Source organism: Polyangium jinanense (assembly GCF_028435365.1).
Window position 1 is genome coordinate 136,349 of the sequence record NZ_JAGTJJ010000003.1, and the last position, 16,556, is coordinate 152,904.

Here is a 16,556-nt window from a genome sequence, read left to right on the forward strand (position 1 = left end):
AACTCTCGGACATGCTTGGAAATAGAACGGCTTCTCTTGCTTCGGTTTTTCTGGTCCTCGCCCTCGCCGCGTGCGCGGGGCAAACCTCGGGCGGCGCCGGCGGTGACGGCGGCGCTGGTGGTAGCGGCGGCAGCGGCGGCACCGGCGGCGTCGGCGGTAGTGGCGGCACCGGCGGCACCGGCGGCACCGGCGGTAGCGGCGGCGCTGGTGGTAGCGGCGGCGCCGGCGGTGGCGGTGGCAATGCGGCCTGCAACGGAGGCGGATCGTCGACGCTGCCCGGCGTTTCCATCGAGTTCACCACGATCGATTGCACGTATACCCTCGCCGAGGCGGCCGCCGGTATCGGCATCCATTACAACATCCAGGTGGCGGCCGACCTCCCGAGCGTTTACCCTACCCCGCAGGACAACGGCTGCGGCGAGCCTGGCCCGAGTGGCCTCATTCCCTTCGAGGTGCTCTCCGGCAACAACAACAAGTATTGCCTCTGCGACGTGGGCATCTGCCCGGCCCCAAACGATACGCCGAACGCCGTCCCCGCGGGCACCTACCCGAGCACGTTCTTGTGGGACGGGGTCAACTGGACCGGGCCGTCCGATTTCAACAACCCCAAAGGTCAGCCCTTCCCGCCCGGCGATTACACGCTCACGGTGAACGCCATCGGCGAGTACGACGAGGCCGGCACGAAGAAACCCTTCACAGTCGAGGGAACGTTCCTCGTGCATCTCGTACCCTGAGCCGAAAGATCGAGGCGGCCGGGAACTTCCGGCCCCGCCCGCGCTCGGATCGGGCATGTCGATCCGCCGGTTCGCTCCCGCCTTTCTCCTCGCCCTCGCTGCTTGCGCCAAGTCCCCTCCGGGCCCCGAGGCCGCCTCGCCCCAGGCGCCCGCGCCCAAGACGATTGCCAAGGCCGCGCCGCCCGTCGACGAACCCCTCACGCCTCCCGTCGTCCAGACCGACGCCCCTCCGCCCGTCGCCGTCGCGCCCGTCCCCGACGAGCCGCTCGAGGCGCCCGTCGATACGCGCCACGGTCCCGCGGTCAGCGCGAAGGGATCGATGTGGGGGGAGGCGGTCATGGACAAGAAAGGAGCCGGTGGCCTCGGTTTGTCGGGGATCGGCGAAGGCGGCGGCGGGCGCGGGGAGGGCATTGGCCTCGGTACGATCGGCACGATTGGACGCGGCGCCGGCACGGGGACGGGCGCGGGGTTCGGATCGGGCCACGGAAGGCTCGGCGGCTCGCATGGCGTGGCGGCGGGCGTGCGTGTGGGACCGGGCGGCCTCGGCGCGTCCGCGCAATCTCCGGGCGGCGTGCGCACGGGGGAATGGGACGACAACGCGAACTACCGCGAATTCGCCCGCTGGCTCGGCAAGGAGCGCGCCCCGGGCGCCGCGACGATCGACCTCTCTTCGCGTCGCTTCCTCGTCGTGCGGGACAACGCGGGCAAACCCGTCCCGAGCTGCCCCGTCGAGGTGCGTGATTCCGCGGGGACGACGCTCTCGCTCCGCACGACCGCGAATGGCCGCGCCCTTCTGTTTCCGCGGGCCGAGGGCCTGAAAGGCCCGGATCTCGTGGCCACGGCGCGTTGCCAGGGTGAATCCGTCGCGAGGACGACCACAATCTCCGCGGGTGACGGCGTCGTCGACCTTGTCCTCGCGGGCGCGCGTGTCTTGCCGGAGGCGCAGACCATCGACGTCGCGTTCGTCCTCGACACGACCGGCTCGATGTCCGAGGAAATCAACGCGCTGCGCGACACGCTGGAAAAGGTGGCCGGCGCGCTCTCCACGATGAACGTCCGCCCGCGCGTGGGCCTCGTCGAGTACCGCGACCGCAGCGACGAATACGTGACCCGCATGCACCAGATGACCACCGACGTCGCCGGTCTGCAGGCGCGGATCGCGACGATCTCCGCGGGCGGCGGCGGCGACACGCCCGAGCACGTGAACGAGGCGCTGCGGGTCGCCGTGCGCAACCTGCGTTTCCGGCCCGAATCGCTCGCGCGCCTCGTCTTCCTGATCGGCGACGCGCCTCCGCACCTCGATTATGCGCAGGACGAGGGGTATGCGGGCGCGATGAAGGAGGCGAGCCACGCGGGGGTGCAGGTGTATTCGATCGCGGCCTCGGGCATGGACAACCTCGGGCAGGTGGTCTTCCGGCAGATCGCGCAATACACGGGCGGCACGCACATGTTCGTCCTGCGCGGCGGGGCCGGGCCGGAATCGGTGGGCGGCGGGGATCCGCGCTCGAGCTGCGGCGGGACGCACACGGATTACACGAGCGGGAACCTGGACGCGCTGATCCTCGGGAAGGTGCGGGGGGCGATCGCGGCGCGGGACGCGGACCCGATGCGGATCGCGGGGCTGCATCAGGATGAGAAGGACCGGCCTTGTGATCAGCGGATCGTGATGGCGCGGTGAGCCGCTTGCGCAGTTCGCGCAAGTTGCGCAATTTGTGCGACTCGCGCAAGATGCCGCCTGCCACCTGAGCGGCGCCACGGCCGCCTGGGGGGGCGCGCTGGGCTGGCCCGGCGCGTGCAAGCAGGGGCGAACCGGTGGATCACGGACACCTGAGCGCTGGCTGGTTGGTCGCGGCGACCGTCGCGCATGTGGTGCTGCTCGGCGCGGGATTCGTCCGCGACGAGAGCGGCGCCATCGTGCGCGACATGCGCGAGGCGATCCGGGCGCAGCTCGTCGCGTTCGAGATCCCGATCGAGGCGCCCCGGCCGACGCCGCCCGAGGAGCCTCCGCCCGAGCCGCCCGCGCCGCCCGCGGAGCCGCCGCCGCCTGCTCCCCAGCCCGTGGCGATACGCGCGCCGGCGCCTCCGCAAAACGATCCCCCCGAGACCCCGCCGAGCGAGGTCCCTGAAGAGCTCCCCACCCCGATGGAGGCGCCGCCGGTGCTGGTGCAGGAGAGCGGTCCGCCCGATCCTTCGGCGGTCACGTTCGTGACCGGCGACGGCGCCGGTACCGGTCTCGTCTCTACGTTTGGCTCCGGGTTTCGTCCGGTGCGCCATACGGGCCTGGGTGGCGGCGCGCCGCCCCGCCGCCCGTCGCCGCCGCCGCCGCCCGATTTGTCCCGGCCGGCGTCGCTCTACGGCGACCGCGCGTGGGACTGCGACTTCCCGCCCGAAGCCGAAGCGGCGGGGATCCGGAATGCGCTGGTGGTGCTCCAGATCGTCGTGCGGGCCGACGGCCGCGCGCAGAAGGTCGAGGTGGTGTCCGATCCGGGATACGGCTTCGGGGCCCAGGCGAGGTACTGCGCGGCGCAGCATCATTATCGGCCGGCGCTGGATCGGGCTGGACAGCCGACCCAGGCGTCGCTCGGTCCGGTCCGGATCCGGTTCGTTCGCTGAGGCGTCGGGCATTTCATCTTCGTGGGCAGGGGGAGGGGCGCGCGGCTCATTTCGACGAGGAGGCCCCTTCGTCTCCCCGCCCCATACGCCCATGCGAGCGGCTCGGAAAAACCTCGTCGAGCACGCTTGTGCCGCCGGAGACGCATCGGCTAGAACATCGATCGGTTTGACAACCGCTCGATGTTCTAGCCTTCTTTCGTCCCGAGGGGGACGCCTCGCGTCCCCCTCTCGTCCGGGCAAAGCCCGGCCGATTCACCCCCCGAGGCGAGCTCGCTTCGCGATCTCGCAGAGCGCCGAACAGTTCGGCGCTCTAGGATGCGCCCCTCCCATGGCCCACTCCCTGGCCACCACCGACAACGAGTTCGAAGGCGCGACGCATGCGGCGACCATCGGCGTCCTCGTCTTCGTCCTCCGTTACGAGGACCTCTGCGCGGGGGACTCCGTGGCTTTGCATCCGCTCACGCACGACGGTGCAGGCTTCGAAATCGGGCGAGCCTCCGAGGTCCGGCCGCCCGCAATGGAGGGAAAAACCTTTCTCCTGCCCGACCGCTTCGTATCGCGCGTGCACGCCCGCGTGGTTCGTCGTGACGGCAAGGGCTTCCTGGAGGACGCCGGAAGCAAGCTCGGCACGTTCGTCCGCGGCGAGCGCATTCAGGGGCCCGTCGCCCTCGCGGACGGGGACGTCGTGGAGATGGGACAGTCGCTCTTCGTGTATCGGCTGGTCGACGAGCCGACGGCCGTTCGCATGATGACCCATCGCGCGGGGTTCGCGTTTGGTCCGACGCGCACGCTTTGCCCCGAGGTCATGCGCCTGGCGGTCGACCTCGATCGCCTTGCGCGCTCCGACCAGCCCATCCTTTTGCTCGCCGAGACCGGCGCCGGCAAGGAGGTCGCGGCGCGGTACGTGCACGACAGGAGCGGCCGCGCGGGGCCCTTCGTGGCCGTGGATTGCGGCGCCATTCCCGAGCACCTCGTCGAGGGAGAGCTTTTTGGTCATCGCCGCGGCGCATTCAGCGGCGCGCACGAGGAGCGCAAGGGCCGCATTCGCAGCGCGGAGGGGGGCACGGTGTTCCTCGACGAGATCGGCAATCTGCCCGGGACCGCGCAGGCGAGTCTGCTCCGCGCCATTCAAGAGAACGAAGTGACCCCCGTGGGCGCCGACCGGGGGCAGAAGGTGGACGTGCGGTGGATGGCCGCGACGAACGTGGACGTGTTCTCCGAGAAGAGCGGCTTTCGCGCGGATCTCCGGGAGCGGCTCGCCGGTTACGTCGGCATGCTGCCGCCGCTGCGAAAGCGCCGCGAGGATCTCGGTGTGCTGGTCGCGCACCTGCTCGCGCGGCGCGGCGTCGAGCGGGCGTCGATCACGCGGGCGGCGGCGCGCGCGCTCTTTTTGGGGGATCTGCCGGGCAACGTGCGCGAGATCGAGCGCAGCCTCGGGAGTGCGTGCCTGCTGATGGGGGATGGGCCGATCGATTTGCAGCACCTGAGCGCCCTTCGAGCGCGCGCGGCGAGCGAGAAGGAGGAGCCGGCATCGGAACCACCGGGCGTCGAGGCGACGGACGAGGTGCGGCGCAACAAGGCGCGCCCGCCGCGGGAGAGGATCGAGGCGGCGCTCTTCCGGGCGAAAGGATCCCAGGTGGAGGCGGCGCGTCTGCTCGGGGTGCACGAGCGGCAGTTCGCGCGGTGGATGGATGCCTACGGGATACCGCGGCCACGGAAGGGCCCTTCCGGCGGGTGAGGCGATGTCCCGCGAGGGCGGGATGGTTCTCCGGAAGGACACAGTCGCTCGCGCGAAGGACACAGCCGCTCGCGCGAAGGACACAGTCGCTCGCGCGGAGGGCACAGCCGCTCGCGCGGAGGGCACAGCCGCTCGCGCGGAGGGCACAGCCGCTCGCGCGAAGGACACAGTCGCTCGCGCGAAGGACACAGTCGCTCGCGTGAAGGACACAGTCGCTCGCGCGAAGGACACAGTCGCTCGCGCGAAGGACACAGTCGCTCGCGCGAAGGACACAGTCGCTCGCGCGAAGGACACGACGACTCGCGTCGACGGCACGGTGGCTTCCCGCTCTGCCGCATAGACTGTCCGGACAGTTCTGGACAGTTCCGGACAGTTCCGGACAAATCCGGACAATTTCCCCCGCGCCGCCGCGTCCCGCCTGGCTCCCGAGCCGCACTCGACGCTTTTCCGCTGGGATTTGCCGCGTCCGTAGCCGCGCCGATGATTGGCATTCCTCGTGCACTCGTGCGGGCCGACCCGACGCCGTATCTCACCCGCGTCGAGGGAGGAATCCTCATGAATATGGCTCTGATCGTGAAGGACACGTTGCCCCGGAAGAACTTCTCTGCCATCAGCCAGCTCGGCCACAAGGCCTTGAACCTCGCGCTCGGGCATGCCGCCGCGCTCGGTCCGCGGCTGTCGCCAGGTTTGGTCGAGGGCCTCGTCGCCGACGTGGAGAAGCTCGGCGACGTCGTTCCCAGCGCGAAGCAGGCGCGGAGCGAGTCGGTCGCCGCGACAAGCGCGCAAAACGTCGCACTCGCGGAGGGGCACACGCGTGTGCGGCAGGTCCGCGCCGCCGTCCGTCGCGCCAAGGCGCCCGCCGATGTGAAGCGCGGGTTTGGGGTCGGCCGGAGGACGAGGCCACATGTCGTGTCCGACGTGAAAGCCGCAATCCAGCAGATCCTCGACCGCGCCAAGGAAAAGCCGGCCGAGGCCGAGGCGCTCGGCATCGTGAAGAAGGACCTCGACGGCCTCGCGCTCTCGCTCGCCGCGATCACGGACGCCGATACGAAGCAGGAGCAAAAACGCGCGAGCGCGCCGCTCACGACGCAGCAGCGGAACCGGATCGGGAATCGGATCCTCGCCGCGGTCGCGCGGATCGAGGGCGCCGGGCGGCTGGAGTTCGCGAACGATCCCGTGAAGCGTGCGACCTTCGAGGCGCTCGGCGCACGGCCGAGGATCAGGCGCAAGGTCGACGCCGGGAGCGGGACGACGGAGGTGGTGGTGTCGGGCTGAGGATTTCGTAGATCCGATCACCGACCCGCCGCGGCGCGTTCAGCCGCGCGCCTGCTCCACCGGCACCCATTCGTCACCCTTCCGGATCCTATAAGGCCGGGAACTCCCGTCCGGCAGGCGCTCATCCAGGGCGCTTGGCGCACCGGCATCGTCTTTCCACAGCAGATACACGTCGCCGCACCCACAGACCAAGGCATCTTTGCCATCACGGACGGCGGGGTTGTATTCGTCTGCCGTGCACCGACCGGTTTTGCAGCGAGGAAACCGGTTTCGGAAACGCTTGCGTGCCCGGAGTGCGCGCGGGGCGATCCACAGGATGGCCATCCCTGCTGCGAGGCCCACCAGCATTCCGGGTGGGCCACCGTCCCTGCCAGCCACGACGAACCCGACCCCTCCGCCGATGCATCCGCACAGCTGGAGCCAGATCAGAACGGCGAAGTGCACCAAGGTCATGAGGTCGGCTCCAAAAGCGGACGGCGCCCGGCTCGACACACCGAGCCTGACGCAAGACAACGCGCCCGCAAGTCAGCCCGAACCATCGAGAACAGTCGTGACTGATCGCCGAGCCCAGGGCCGGATCCACGCCTCCCTGCCAAGCCCGCACGCCCCCCCGACCGCCTCGCCACCCAGCTAAAACCACCCTCCAGTGCAGCGCGATGGCCATCGACGCCGCCGAGCTTCGTAGGGTCCTCGGGAGATTCAACGTGCCGGCATTACACACCGTTGCGCTCGGGGGTCATGCACGCAACGAGGTTTGTCGGCGGGCTTGCGCACCGCGATGTTGCCGTGTAACGTCGAGGTCATGGTTCGTCTCGGCAAATTTTTTGTTTGTCTCGGTTCTGTGATATTGGGCGTCTCTGCGGCGATCGCGGGGTGCGAGGGCGGCGACATTTTCATCGGCAGCAACTGCATGCACGACGGCGAGCAGCTCCTCGATCCTGCTTGTTGCCCCTGTCCTCTGCCGGAAGATTGTCCCGACGGCCCCAAGCCCATCCCTGCGGGTTGCCCGAACGCGCCCGCTCCGGATGGAGGAACGGACGGCGGCGACGGCGGGATGTTCGAAGACGCAATGGTTATACTGTGGGACGGACCAATGCGAGCTTGACTGAGCCAGTGAAGCATTCGGGGTTGAGCATGCGACATCGACTCAGGGGGCGCCCTCGCACGCATCGAAGAAATGGGGCCGCAGCGTGTCGCAGAGCAAGCGCTGATCACGACAGCATCCGATGCAGGTGATGCTCGCCTTTCGTTTTTCGCAACTCTGGTAGCAGCTCTCCGCGGGCGTGTTGCACTCTTCACGGAGAGGCGGGATACCGCCATCGAACCCGTCGAAGCGTCCCTTTCGCTTTTCTCCAGAAGGGCAGCCGGCTCCGAACACCAGAATAAGCCCTGCGGTCAGGATCGTATGAATTGTCTTCATCACGTAAATCGTGCGACCAGCCATTGCCTGGTTCATCCGTCGGACCGGTTCACTCCTTGTTCAGGCATTCGTAGAAGCTGTAGTCTTCCCTGTTGTCGCACGACCTGGCGGCGCTCTCGCAGCAGAGGGTGCAACCCAGCCCCATATCGGCCTCGTAACAACTGTTACGGCAAGCAGAAAGCTTGTAAGTGCAGTGTTCCCGTTGCGGGCCTGCGTCGTCGGCGTCGGGGGTGGTACGTGAGCAACCGCTAAGGGCCCCCCACCGTGCTCATGGCGACCAGCAGGAGTAGGGCGTAGATGTTCCTTGCGCTCATTCGCGTCATATACCTACTGCTCCGGCAGGCGACAAGATTCAGGAGCAGTCTACGGTGCCGGAGCAGCCGCGAGCGCGGCGGCTCTACCTGCCGAGGCACCCTGACCCTTGACAAACCCGCGACGGTTTGCTGCAGCCTGGCCACAAGCTAAACCACGCGTCTCCCGCTCAATCGAAGAGCGGCTTGCGCCCGTGGTCGTGGCCGAGCGTGTAGAATAGGTGGAGACCCACGCTCCCGACGAGCGGGCTCACCTGCCAGAGGGGCGCGCCGCCGCCGTGCAAACTCGGCTGCGAGATCGTCTTCAGCACGTCGAGGTACGCGCGCATGTAGATGCTCGTGGTCAGCCGTAACTCGTAGCCGGCGCGTACCCCGGCGGTCGAGAACCAGCTTTCGTTATCGGCCGGGTAGGTCAGCGTGCTCGTGGCCTCCCGATCGGCACGGTACCCCTGCGCTTCGAGTCTCGCGGATGCGTACACGCCGCAGCCCATGAAGCCGCGGCGCTCGTAGCAAAGCGCGATCGGTACGATGAAGCCGTTCCATTCGACCAGCGTGAACCTCCGCCGGCTTTCGCCAACCGCCCCAGAGGATTTGCGTCTCGAACAGGAAGACGAACGGCGAGCGGCGGATGCCCACCGAGATCGCTGTCATCCCCGTCAATCCAGGGCCCACGCCGTACGATGCGCCCGCGCCGGCTCCGATGAAGAAGTTCGTGAACAGACGGGTCTCGGACGGGGGTTCTCCGGCTGCACTCGATGAGCCCTGCGGCTGGGGCGCAGGCGGCGATGGTTCCGCGTTTGCCAGCGAGGGCCCGGCTGCGCTGCATGTCGCGATGAGAACCAGCATCGCCCCGAGGTGCCGCGGATAGGAGCTCATGTCTCGTTTATATCCTGCGCACGACGGCTCAGGTTTCGAAATCGGGCGAGCCTCCGAGGTCCGGCCGCCCGCAATGGAGGGAAAAACCTTTCTCTTGCCCGACCGCTTCGTATCGCGCGTGCACGCCCGCGTGGCGAGGCTCCCGGCAACTCCCGCACTGCGCTCGGCGTCCTGTTTTGGCGCAGCCTGACACATGGCTTACATCCGCGGCAGGGCGAGCAAGGCTCAACGCGCCTTTGGCGAAGGGCACAAACCTTGCCAGCGCTCAGCGCTACGCGCGGAGAGGCACCGTTCGGTGGTGGAGGTCGTCGATGATGCAGCGAAGCATTCAGGCCGTATGGGTAACTCTGTTGGCGATTGCCAGCGTGGCATGCGAAGCGAGCGTCGTTGGGGGCGGCTCTGGGGCCGAAAGGAGCGTCGATTTGGGCACCCCTGGGGCCGGGGGTTCCGCTGGTGGCGGGGGGATGGGCGGCACAGGGGGAATCGGTGGGACCGGCGGCGGGATCATCGAGGAATGCGATGACGCTGGTCACTGCCTGGAGATCCTGGCCACTGGACTCAACTCCCCAGATGCGATTGCCGTGGATTCCGCCAACGTATACTGGACGTCGTTCTTCGATAACACGGTGATGAAATGCGCCGTCACCGGGTGTGGAGGCGCTCCGACGGTGCTGGCCAGCGGACAGCCGCATCCGAAGGTCATCGCGCTGGACGATACCAGCGTGTACTGGGGGACCCTTGGAAATCCTGGCGGGGACGGCTCGGTGATGAAGTGCGGGCTCGAGGGGTGCGCAGGTGCACCGGAGTCCCTCCTGACGAATGTGAACGTGGGCGATATCGCGGTGCAGAATGCGCAACTCTATTTGACCGAAATCACGCCGCAGCCTGGCGGGGCCGGCCTGCTCCTGCGCTGTCCCACGAGCGGCTGCGCCAACACGCCCATCGAGCTCGCCCAGGTGCAGGGCGTGCCCTCCGGACTTGCTGTCAGCGGAACGAAGCTGGTGTGGGGCGCGATCGCCATCGCCATGGAGGCCGAAGTTCCGAGCACCGTGATGACCTGCGATTCCAACGCCTGTACGCCAGCAGCTCTCGCCTCGACATCGGCAATCCACGTGCGCCACATGGCCATGGACGCGGTGAACGTCTATTGGACCAACGCGGACTTTTCCGTCATGAAATGTCCCCTCACCGGATGTGGCAGCCAGATGCCCATCACGATGGCCTCTTTTGACGGGCTCGACATCCCGCACGCGATCGCCACCGACGGTGTGAACGTATACTGGACCGTGGTCGCCATGGGCGGCACGCCGGCCGTGATGAAGTGTCCTGTGGGCGGCTGCGAGAACGGGCCTATCACGCTCGCAGTCGGTCCCAAGATCCAAGGGCCCGCCGGCATTGCCGTGGACGCGACGCACGTTTACTGGACGGACTCCGAGGCTGGTACGGTGATGAGGACCCTGAAGTGACCGCCCGTTGTGCGTGCTCATAGCCCGCGCCGCGCGCCTCGCGCGGCATCGGCGCAGAGCTCACCCAGGCAGCACGCAGCCCGAACCATCGAGAACCGTCGTGACCGATCGCCGAGCCCAGGGCCGGATCCACGCCTCCCCGCCAAGCCCGCACGCCCCCGAACCGCCTCGCCACCCAACAAAAACCACCCTACAGTGCAGTGCGATGGCCATCGACGCCGCCGAGCTTCGCAGGGTCTTCGGGCAGTTCGCGACCGGCGTCACGGTCGTCACCACCCGCCACGAGGGCGTGCCCCAGGGCATGACCGCGAACTCCTTCACCTCCGTCTCCCTCGACCCGCCGCTCGTCCTCTTCTGCGCCGACAGACGCGCTCGCTCCGGCATGCTCGTCGGCACGGCCGGCTGCTTTGCCATCAACGTCCTCGCCGAGGAGCAGCGTCACCTCTCCGACCTCTTCGCCGGCAAGGGCACCGACGAGCAGCGCCGGGCCCTGCTCGACGAGATCGGGCAAGGCGCCGTCACCGGCGCGCCCATCCTGCAAGGCGCCCTCGGCTGGCTCGATTGCCGCCTCGAACGCGCCATCGACGCCGGCGATCACATCGTCTACTTCGGCGAGGTCGTGGCCGCGGGCGCAGGCGATCCCGCTTCGCCCTTGCTCTACTTCCGCAGCGGCTACCGCCGCCTCGACCAGCTCTGACCCCTTCGCGCCCGTCGCGGTCGCACCTCGTTTGTCCCCGACGAACGCGGCGCGCGGGGCGGGCGGCATGGCCTCGCTCGCTCTCGCGAGCGACCTCGTCGACCTGGAAAGGTGGCCGTTGAACAGCGCCGGCCGACCCTCTAAGGTACCCGCGGATCCGGCAAGGAGAGCGCATGGCCCTGGGTGATGTGGTCTTGGTGGCGACGGACCTGAGCGAGTCCGCCGACGAGGCGATCAAACTCGGACACGAGCACGCGCAGCGAGCGGGCGGCAAGCTCGTCGTCTGTCACGTCGTGCACGAGGTGTTGCGCTCCGCGCCCCTCTTCCCGCAGGCGATCCAGGCCGACATGGAGGCCGTGATCCACGCCGAGAGTCACGCCGCCGCGGCGGTCGAGGATCGCGTCAAGGACCTGACCGGCCGTCCGAGCAACGGCTTCGAGGTGCGCATCGAGAGCGGCGGCGCCGACGCCTCGATCCTCCGCGTCGCCGAGGACGTCGGCGCCACGCTCGTCGTCACCGGCAGCCGCGGCCTCACCGGCATCGCGCGGCTCCTGCTCGGCAACGTCGCCGAGCGGATCGTGCGGTACGCGCACTGCCCCGTGCTCGTCGCGCGCCCGCACAAGCGGACGAACAAGATCCTCGCAACGACCGACCTCTCCGAGCTCTCCCAGCCCGGCGTCGCGCTTGCCGGTCAGGTCGCCGCGGAGCAGCGCGGCGCGCTCACGGTGCTGCACGCGCTCGACATCCTGCCGTCGCCCGCGTTCGGCTTCACCGTGCCCTTCGGCGGCGCGCCCGTCATTCCCCCGCCCGAGCTCATCGAGCAGATGCGCGGTGCGGCGGACGGCGTGCTCGTGGGCATGACCGAGCGGCTCGGGATCAAGGCCGAGCGACGCGTGATCGAGGGAGATGCCGCCACGGTGGTGATCCGGACCGCCGAGGAGCTCGACGCGGAGCTCGTGGTGGTCGCGACCCATGGCCGCACGGGCCTTGCGCGCGTGGCGCTCGGCAGCGTGGCCGAGAAGATCGTAAGGGGAGCTCACTGCTCCGTCCTCGTTGCTCGCTCACACTGACGTCCGCGGTTGACGCAGCGTCGCGCCGGTGTCACGGATGGGACCGCGCCGGCGCCCGCCGGCCGCGTCTGGGAGGCATCATGGCGACCGATTCATCGAACGAGAAGGCCCCGACCGAGGACTGGAGCGTGCCCATGCTCCTCGGGCTCGCGGTCGTGGTCCTCGGCGGCTTCTTCGTGTTCATCAACGCGATCTCGCCCTGAAGAGCGGGTGTTCCCCGCTCTCCGGGGAGACCGTCATTTCAAGAAAAACCCGACCGACAGCTCCGCGTTCCAGCGGATGTCGCCGATGATCCCCACCTCGCCGGTGACGGACGCGAAGAACCACTTGCGCACGTGCGCCCGCGCGCCCGCGCGACCCGAGAACGCGAAGGTCATCGCTCCGTAATCGGCCTTGTAGCCGTCGATCGCGAGCTCGGTGTCCACCCAGTGGATCCCGCCGAGCAGGTCCGCGAAGATCGCGACCTTCGTCCACGCGTACTCGCCGCCGATCCCGAACCGCAGCTCCTTCGCCGACAGCGACTGCACCGTCACCGTGCGCGGCGTGCCGCTCACGTTGTAGACCGCCGTCGAGTCGCTCACCTTGTAGGTCGGGAACGGCACGTCGAAGCCCACCGTCATCCGGATGTGGCTCATCACCAGGCGCAGGTCGTAGCGGAGCCCGAGCACGGTCGCGGCGTCGAAGGGCGCCTTGACGAACGGCTCGACGAGCCCGCCGCCGCCGATGCCCTCGGCCGTGCCTTCCTCGAACTTGAACGACGTCTTCGAGTAGGAGCGCTGTCCCGCGAGGAAGCCCATCGTGAACTCGAAATGGTCGCCGTTGGCCCAGCCGTCCTCCTCGGAGTCTTCCTCGACCGAGGGGGGCGGCGGCGTGGGGCGCTCCGGCACCTCGAGCTGCCTCTGGGGCGGCGGCGTGGGCGGGGGCGGCGCGGCCACCTCCAGCGGGTCGGCCTTCTTCTCGCCCGGCGGCAGCGGCTCCGGCGAGGACTCCTGCGCGAACGCGGGCGCGGCGAGGCCGACGAGGACGAAGGTGGTGAGGGACAGGACGAACGTAGAAGAGCGGCGCATGCGGAGCGGTTCCTTCCAGGGCGCATCGTACCCGAGTTTTCGAAGACGCAACACCATCGAGGGACACGGCGTGAGGCCGCCCATGCAGGAAGATTCCCATGCTGGGTCGCCGAGCGATTGCCATTTGCTACCAAAGTCGCATTGACTCGGTCGCACGCGTGCTCGATCATCGATAGTCCCCGCTACAGAAACGGAGGGACCATGATGACCCAGCAAGACCCATGGATGCGGCTCGCGGACGAGGCGCTGGCAGGGCAGGGCGCGATGGAGGCGGAGCAACGGTTCCACGACCTCCTCGAGCGCCTCCCGGCCGCGGCCTATACCTGCGATTCGCAGGGGCTCATCACGTTCTTCAATCGGCCCGCCGAGAAGGTCTGGGGGCGCGCCCCGAGGCTCCGTCACGAGCGGGATCGTTTTTGCGGCTCGTTCCGCCTGTTCACCCCCGAAGGAAAGCCCATCCCCCACGACGAGTGCTGGATGGCTCGGGCGCTCAAAACAGGCGAGCCGCACAACGGCTTCGAGATCGTCATCGAGCAGCCGTCCGGCGCGCAGGTCGTCGCGCTGGCGCACGCCAATCCGCTGCGGGATCGTCAGGGCCATTTGATCGGCGCCGTCAATGTCCTGGTCGACATCACCGATCGAAAACGCGCCGAGCAGGAGCGCCGCGAGCTCGAGACCCGGGTGTTCCACGCGCAAAAGCTCGAGAGCCTCGGCGTCCTCGCGGGCGGGGTCGCGCACGATTTCAACAACCTGCTGACGGTCATCACCGCGCAGGCGACGCTCGCCCTCGCCGAGGCTTCGCACCCGTCGCCGCTTTCGTCGATGCTTCAGGAGATCATCATCGCCTCGGAGCGCGCCGCCGATCTGGCCCGTCAAATGCTGGCGTATTCCGGCCGGGGCACGTTCGTGAACCAGCATGTGCGGCTCGATGCCGTCGTGCGCGAAATGGCCGTGCTCCTCCGGACCATCGTTTCCAAGGGCGCGACGCTGGAGCTCGATCTGTCGCGGGCATGCGTCGACGGAGACGCGACCCATTTGCGGCAGGTCGTGATGAACCTGATCACGAATGCCTCGGACGCGCTCGCGGGAAAGCCCGGCGTCATCCGGATCCGCACCGGCGTGCAAAAGCTCTCGGCGCCCATGCAATCGGCCTGCATGGCCGAGCCCATTCCACCCGGCGATTATGCCGTCGTCGAAGTCGAGGATTCGGGCGAGGGGATGAGCGAGTCGGTCCTCGCCCGGATCTTCGATCCGTTTTTCACGACGAAGGTGGGGGGCCGGGGCCTCGGCCTCGCCGCCGTGCTCGGCATCGTCCGCGCGCATCACGGCCTCGTCGACGTGACGAGCCAGCCGGGGCACGGCACGCGGTTCACCTTGCTCCTTCCGAGCGCCGTCGCTCACGCGTCCGTCATGCCCCGCGCGAACGACGCACCTTCGTCCTGCAGCAATGGTTCGTGCGGGACGATCCTCGTCGTCGACGACGAGGACGCCGTGCGTCGCGTCGCGCTGCGCGTGCTCGAGCGCGCCGGCTACCGCGTCCTGCTCGCCGCCGGCGGTCGCGAGGCGCAACGGCTCTTCCGCGAGCATCGCCACGAGATCAGCGCCGTCGTCGCCGACCTGACGATGGGCGAGATCGGCGGGATCGAGCTCATCCGCTCGCTCCGCGCGGTCGACCCGACCGTGCCCGCGCTCCTCATGAGCGGCTACAGCAGCGAGGACGCGGCCTCGATCTCGGCGCTCGGCGTGCCGTTTCTCGCGAAGCCGTTCACCGCGAACATGCTTGCGACCACCGTACGCGAGGTGCTCGCGGAGCGAGGCGGGGGCGGTATTTCGGCGGCGTAAGGATCGCGATCACGCCTTCCGGCCAGGCACCGTCGCGCGCGCCCGCGCCGCGGCCTCGCGTTGCGCGACGACCGCCGCCGACTCCTCCACGCGGTAGGTCGCCGGCGCGCGCAGGTACGTCACGGCCTCGGGCAAGGTCGCGCGGGCCGCGATCGATCGATCACGCCCGAGCGACGGCGCCTCCGGCCGCTCCAGCGCGCGGCCTTGCCGCACCCGCGGACGCGACAGCGGCGCGAGCGTCGTCGCCCCGAGATCCTGCGGCGAACGCATCCGCTCCGCCATCAGGTGCACGACATCCGCGACGAGCCTCCCCGCGTTATCCGTGTACCGCACGACCATCTTCCGGCCCGGCCGCGGCGCCGCCTCGTCGCCGAGATCCGCGGGCGGAATGGCCCACGCGCCGCCTTGCTCGAGCGCCACGAGCTCGCACCGCATCGGCAGCGCCCGCGCCTCCGCGTCGTCGAGCCCCCGCGCGATCCACCCGCCCGCGCGCCGTCCGCGCCGCTTCGCCTCGATCAGCATCGCCTCCTCGTCGTCGCCCGCGCCGAGGTCGGCGAGGTCGTCCGTATCGAGCGCGCCCCAGCCATCGACCGAGGTCGTCTCGAGCGACGGCCCCGTCGGCCCGAGCACGAGCCCCGGGCTCGCGCGGAAGGGCACGCCAAGCGCCATCGCCGCGATCACGTTCGTCGTGGCGCTCGCTCCGCCCACGTACGCCGCGCGCGCGACCCGCATCGACGCCTCGGACCCGGGTGCGTGCGCGCTCGACCCATCGATCACCGGATCACCCGCGGCCGCCTGGTGCAGCCGCGCCGTGCGTGTGGCGATGGCCGTCGCGCGCCGCGCCGCCGCGCGGAGGAGCGAGGCGAGCAGCGACGCTTCGAGGAAGGGCCCTTCCACCGTGGCGATCGGCGCGCCGGGGAAGGCGATCGTGCCGTCGGGGACCGCGTCGAGATCGATCGCGGGCACGAGGTGCGCGAGCCTCTGCGCGAGCGCGTCCGAGAAGCCGACGAGGCTTTGCGCGGCGGCGACGGCGGCGGGATCGACGAGCGGCCGACCGAAGAGCTCGAGCGAGCTTTCCAGCCCGGAGACCACGAGGAAGCCTGTGTGGGGCGGCGCGGCGCGAAACGAGAGCTCGAAGCTCGCGCGGCGATCGGCGAGCTTGGCGGCGAGCAGACGATCGGCGTCGAGCAGCGCGCGGCCATCGAGGAGCAGGGGACTGCGGTGCGGCATCCCTCCAAAAGGCCGCGCTCGTCCGCTCTTGTCAACCTTCGCCCTTGCTTTGCCTGGCCTCGCGGTCGAGGTCGTGACGCGGGTCCCGGGGCGACGTCCAGCCCCGCGCCATGCAAGGAGGCGTCGTACCAGCCTGGGTTCTGCTCTCGTGGGATGCCCTACGCCGGTCCACGGCGGACCTGAAAGGCTGCAATCCGCATGCCTTTCACAACTGCAA

At 69.1% G+C, this 16,556-nt stretch carries 15 protein-coding genes; 10 read left to right on the forward strand and 5 right to left on the reverse strand.

Features of this window, described 5'->3' with window-relative positions:
- Positions 1–11 precede the first annotated feature (11 nt).
- The 5 genes from KEG57_RS09760 to KEG57_RS09780 all read left to right on the forward strand — a co-directional run bounded on the left by KEG57_RS09760 (position 12) and on the right by KEG57_RS09780 (position 6,360).
- A complete protein-coding gene (locus KEG57_RS09760) occupies positions 12–734 on the forward strand; it encodes a hypothetical protein (RefSeq protein ID WP_272419389.1) in 723 nt (240 codons plus the stop codon).
- A 55-nt stretch (positions 735–789) separates the two neighbouring features.
- Positions 790–2,412, forward strand: a complete 1,623-nt coding sequence (locus KEG57_RS09765; RefSeq protein ID WP_272419390.1) for a vWA domain-containing protein — start codon at positions 790–792, stop codon at positions 2,410–2,412.
- A gap of 134 nt (positions 2,413–2,546) precedes the next feature.
- The gene (locus tag KEG57_RS55540; RefSeq protein ID WP_272419391.1) at positions 2,547–3,347 is read left to right on the forward strand and encodes an energy transducer TonB; all 801 of its coding nucleotides are present in this window, start codon (positions 2,547–2,549) and stop codon (positions 3,345–3,347) included.
- A 328-nt stretch (positions 3,348–3,675) separates the two neighbouring features.
- Entirely contained in the window at positions 3,676–5,085 is a 1,410-nt protein-coding gene (locus KEG57_RS09775) for an FHA and sigma-54 interaction domain-containing protein (protein ID WP_272419392.1), read from the forward strand.
- Between the two features lie 555 nt (positions 5,086–5,640).
- Positions 5,641–6,360 (forward strand): hypothetical protein, encoded by a 720-nt coding sequence (locus KEG57_RS09780; protein WP_272419393.1) that lies wholly within the window; start codon positions 5,641–5,643, stop codon positions 6,358–6,360.
- A gap of 39 nt (positions 6,361–6,399) precedes the next feature.
- On the opposite strand, the gene KEG57_RS09785 is transcribed toward KEG57_RS09780, so the two are convergent.
- The 3 genes from KEG57_RS09785 to KEG57_RS09795 form a co-directional block, all read right to left on the reverse strand.
- Positions 6,400–6,813 (reverse strand): hypothetical protein, encoded by a 414-nt coding sequence (locus tag KEG57_RS09785; RefSeq protein WP_272419394.1) that lies wholly within the window; start codon positions 6,811–6,813, stop codon positions 6,400–6,402.
- A gap of 694 nt (positions 6,814–7,507) precedes the next feature.
- Positions 7,508–7,780, reverse strand: a complete 273-nt coding sequence (locus KEG57_RS09790; RefSeq protein WP_272458402.1) for a hypothetical protein — start codon at positions 7,778–7,780, stop codon at positions 7,508–7,510.
- A gap of 481 nt (positions 7,781–8,261) precedes the next feature.
- Complete coding sequence (locus tag KEG57_RS09795; protein ID WP_272419396.1) at positions 8,262–8,570, reverse strand: hypothetical protein; 309 nt, start codon at positions 8,568–8,570, stop codon at positions 8,262–8,264.
- 708 nt (positions 8,571–9,278) lie between these two features.
- Here KEG57_RS09795 and KEG57_RS09800 point away from each other — a divergent pair.
- The 4 genes from KEG57_RS09800 (at position 9,279) to KEG57_RS09815 (ending at position 12,403) form a co-directional block, all read left to right on the forward strand.
- Positions 9,279–10,433, forward strand: a complete 1,155-nt coding sequence (locus tag KEG57_RS09800) for an NHL repeat-containing protein (protein ID WP_272419397.1) — start codon at positions 9,279–9,281, stop codon at positions 10,431–10,433.
- A 205-nt stretch (positions 10,434–10,638) separates the two neighbouring features.
- Positions 10,639–11,130 carry a flavin reductase family protein gene (locus KEG57_RS09805; RefSeq protein WP_272419398.1) on the forward strand — a complete coding sequence of 164 codons (492 nt, stop codon included), beginning with the start codon at positions 10,639–10,641 and terminating at the stop codon, positions 11,128–11,130.
- Between the two features lie 173 nt (positions 11,131–11,303).
- Positions 11,304–12,200, forward strand: coding sequence for a universal stress protein (locus KEG57_RS09810; RefSeq protein ID WP_272419399.1), 897 nt, complete (start codon positions 11,304–11,306; stop codon positions 12,198–12,200).
- A gap of 80 nt (positions 12,201–12,280) precedes the next feature.
- Positions 12,281–12,403, forward strand: a complete 123-nt coding sequence (locus KEG57_RS09815; protein WP_271929603.1) for a hypothetical protein — start codon at positions 12,281–12,283, stop codon at positions 12,401–12,403.
- Positions 12,404–12,436: 33 nt separating this feature from the next.
- On the opposite strand, the gene KEG57_RS09820 is transcribed toward KEG57_RS09815, so the two are convergent.
- Positions 12,437–13,267: a hypothetical protein gene (locus tag KEG57_RS09820; protein ID WP_272419400.1), complete on the reverse strand. Its 831-nt coding sequence runs from the start codon at positions 13,265–13,267 to the stop codon at positions 12,437–12,439.
- Positions 13,268–13,468: 201 nt separating this feature from the next.
- Between KEG57_RS09820 and KEG57_RS09825 the strand changes: the two genes are divergently transcribed.
- Positions 13,469–15,109 (forward strand): ATP-binding protein, encoded by a 1,641-nt coding sequence (locus KEG57_RS09825; protein ID WP_272419401.1) that lies wholly within the window; start codon positions 13,469–13,471, stop codon positions 15,107–15,109.
- Positions 15,110–15,118: 9 nt separating this feature from the next.
- On the opposite strand, the gene KEG57_RS09830 is transcribed toward KEG57_RS09825, so the two are convergent.
- On the reverse strand, positions 15,119–16,339 hold the full coding sequence (locus KEG57_RS09830) for a beta/alpha barrel domain-containing protein (RefSeq protein ID WP_272419402.1): 1,221 nt from the start codon (positions 16,337–16,339) through the stop codon (positions 15,119–15,121).
- Positions 16,340–16,556: the final 217 nt, after the last annotated feature.

Bases quoted from the DNA above. Each gene is read 5' to 3' on its own strand.
- KEG57_RS09760 (WP_272419389.1), top strand. From the start codon at position 12: ATGCTTGGAAATAGAACGGCTTCTCTTGCTTCGGTTTTTCTGGTCCTC.
- KEG57_RS09765 (WP_272419390.1), top strand. From the start codon at position 790: ATGTCGATCCGCCGGTTCGCTCCCGCCTTTCTCCTCGCCCTCGCTGCT.
- KEG57_RS09775 (WP_272419392.1), top strand. From the start codon at position 3,676: ATGGCCCACTCCCTGGCCACCACCGACAACGAGTTCGAAGGCGCGACG.
- KEG57_RS09780 (WP_272419393.1), top strand. From the start codon at position 5,641: ATGAATATGGCTCTGATCGTGAAGGACACGTTGCCCCGGAAGAACTTC.
- KEG57_RS09785 (WP_272419394.1), bottom strand. From the start codon at position 6,813: ATGACCTTGGTGCACTTCGCCGTTCTGATCTGGCTCCAGCTGTGCGGA.
- KEG57_RS09790 (WP_272458402.1), bottom strand. From the start codon at position 7,780: ATGAAGACAATTCATACGATCCTGACCGCAGGGCTTATTCTGGTGTTC.
- KEG57_RS09800 (WP_272419397.1), top strand. From the start codon at position 9,279: ATGATGCAGCGAAGCATTCAGGCCGTATGGGTAACTCTGTTGGCGATT.
- KEG57_RS09805 (WP_272419398.1), top strand. From the start codon at position 10,639: ATGGCCATCGACGCCGCCGAGCTTCGCAGGGTCTTCGGGCAGTTCGCG.
- KEG57_RS09810 (WP_272419399.1), top strand. From the start codon at position 11,304: ATGGCCCTGGGTGATGTGGTCTTGGTGGCGACGGACCTGAGCGAGTCC.
- KEG57_RS09815 (WP_271929603.1), top strand. From the start codon at position 12,281: ATGGCGACCGATTCATCGAACGAGAAGGCCCCGACCGAGGACTGGAGC.
- KEG57_RS09820 (WP_272419400.1), bottom strand. From the start codon at position 13,267: ATGCGCCGCTCTTCTACGTTCGTCCTGTCCCTCACCACCTTCGTCCTC.
- KEG57_RS09825 (WP_272419401.1), top strand. From the start codon at position 13,469: ATGATGACCCAGCAAGACCCATGGATGCGGCTCGCGGACGAGGCGCTG.
- KEG57_RS09830 (WP_272419402.1), bottom strand. From the start codon at position 16,339: ATGCCGCACCGCAGTCCCCTGCTCCTCGATGGCCGCGCGCTGCTCGAC.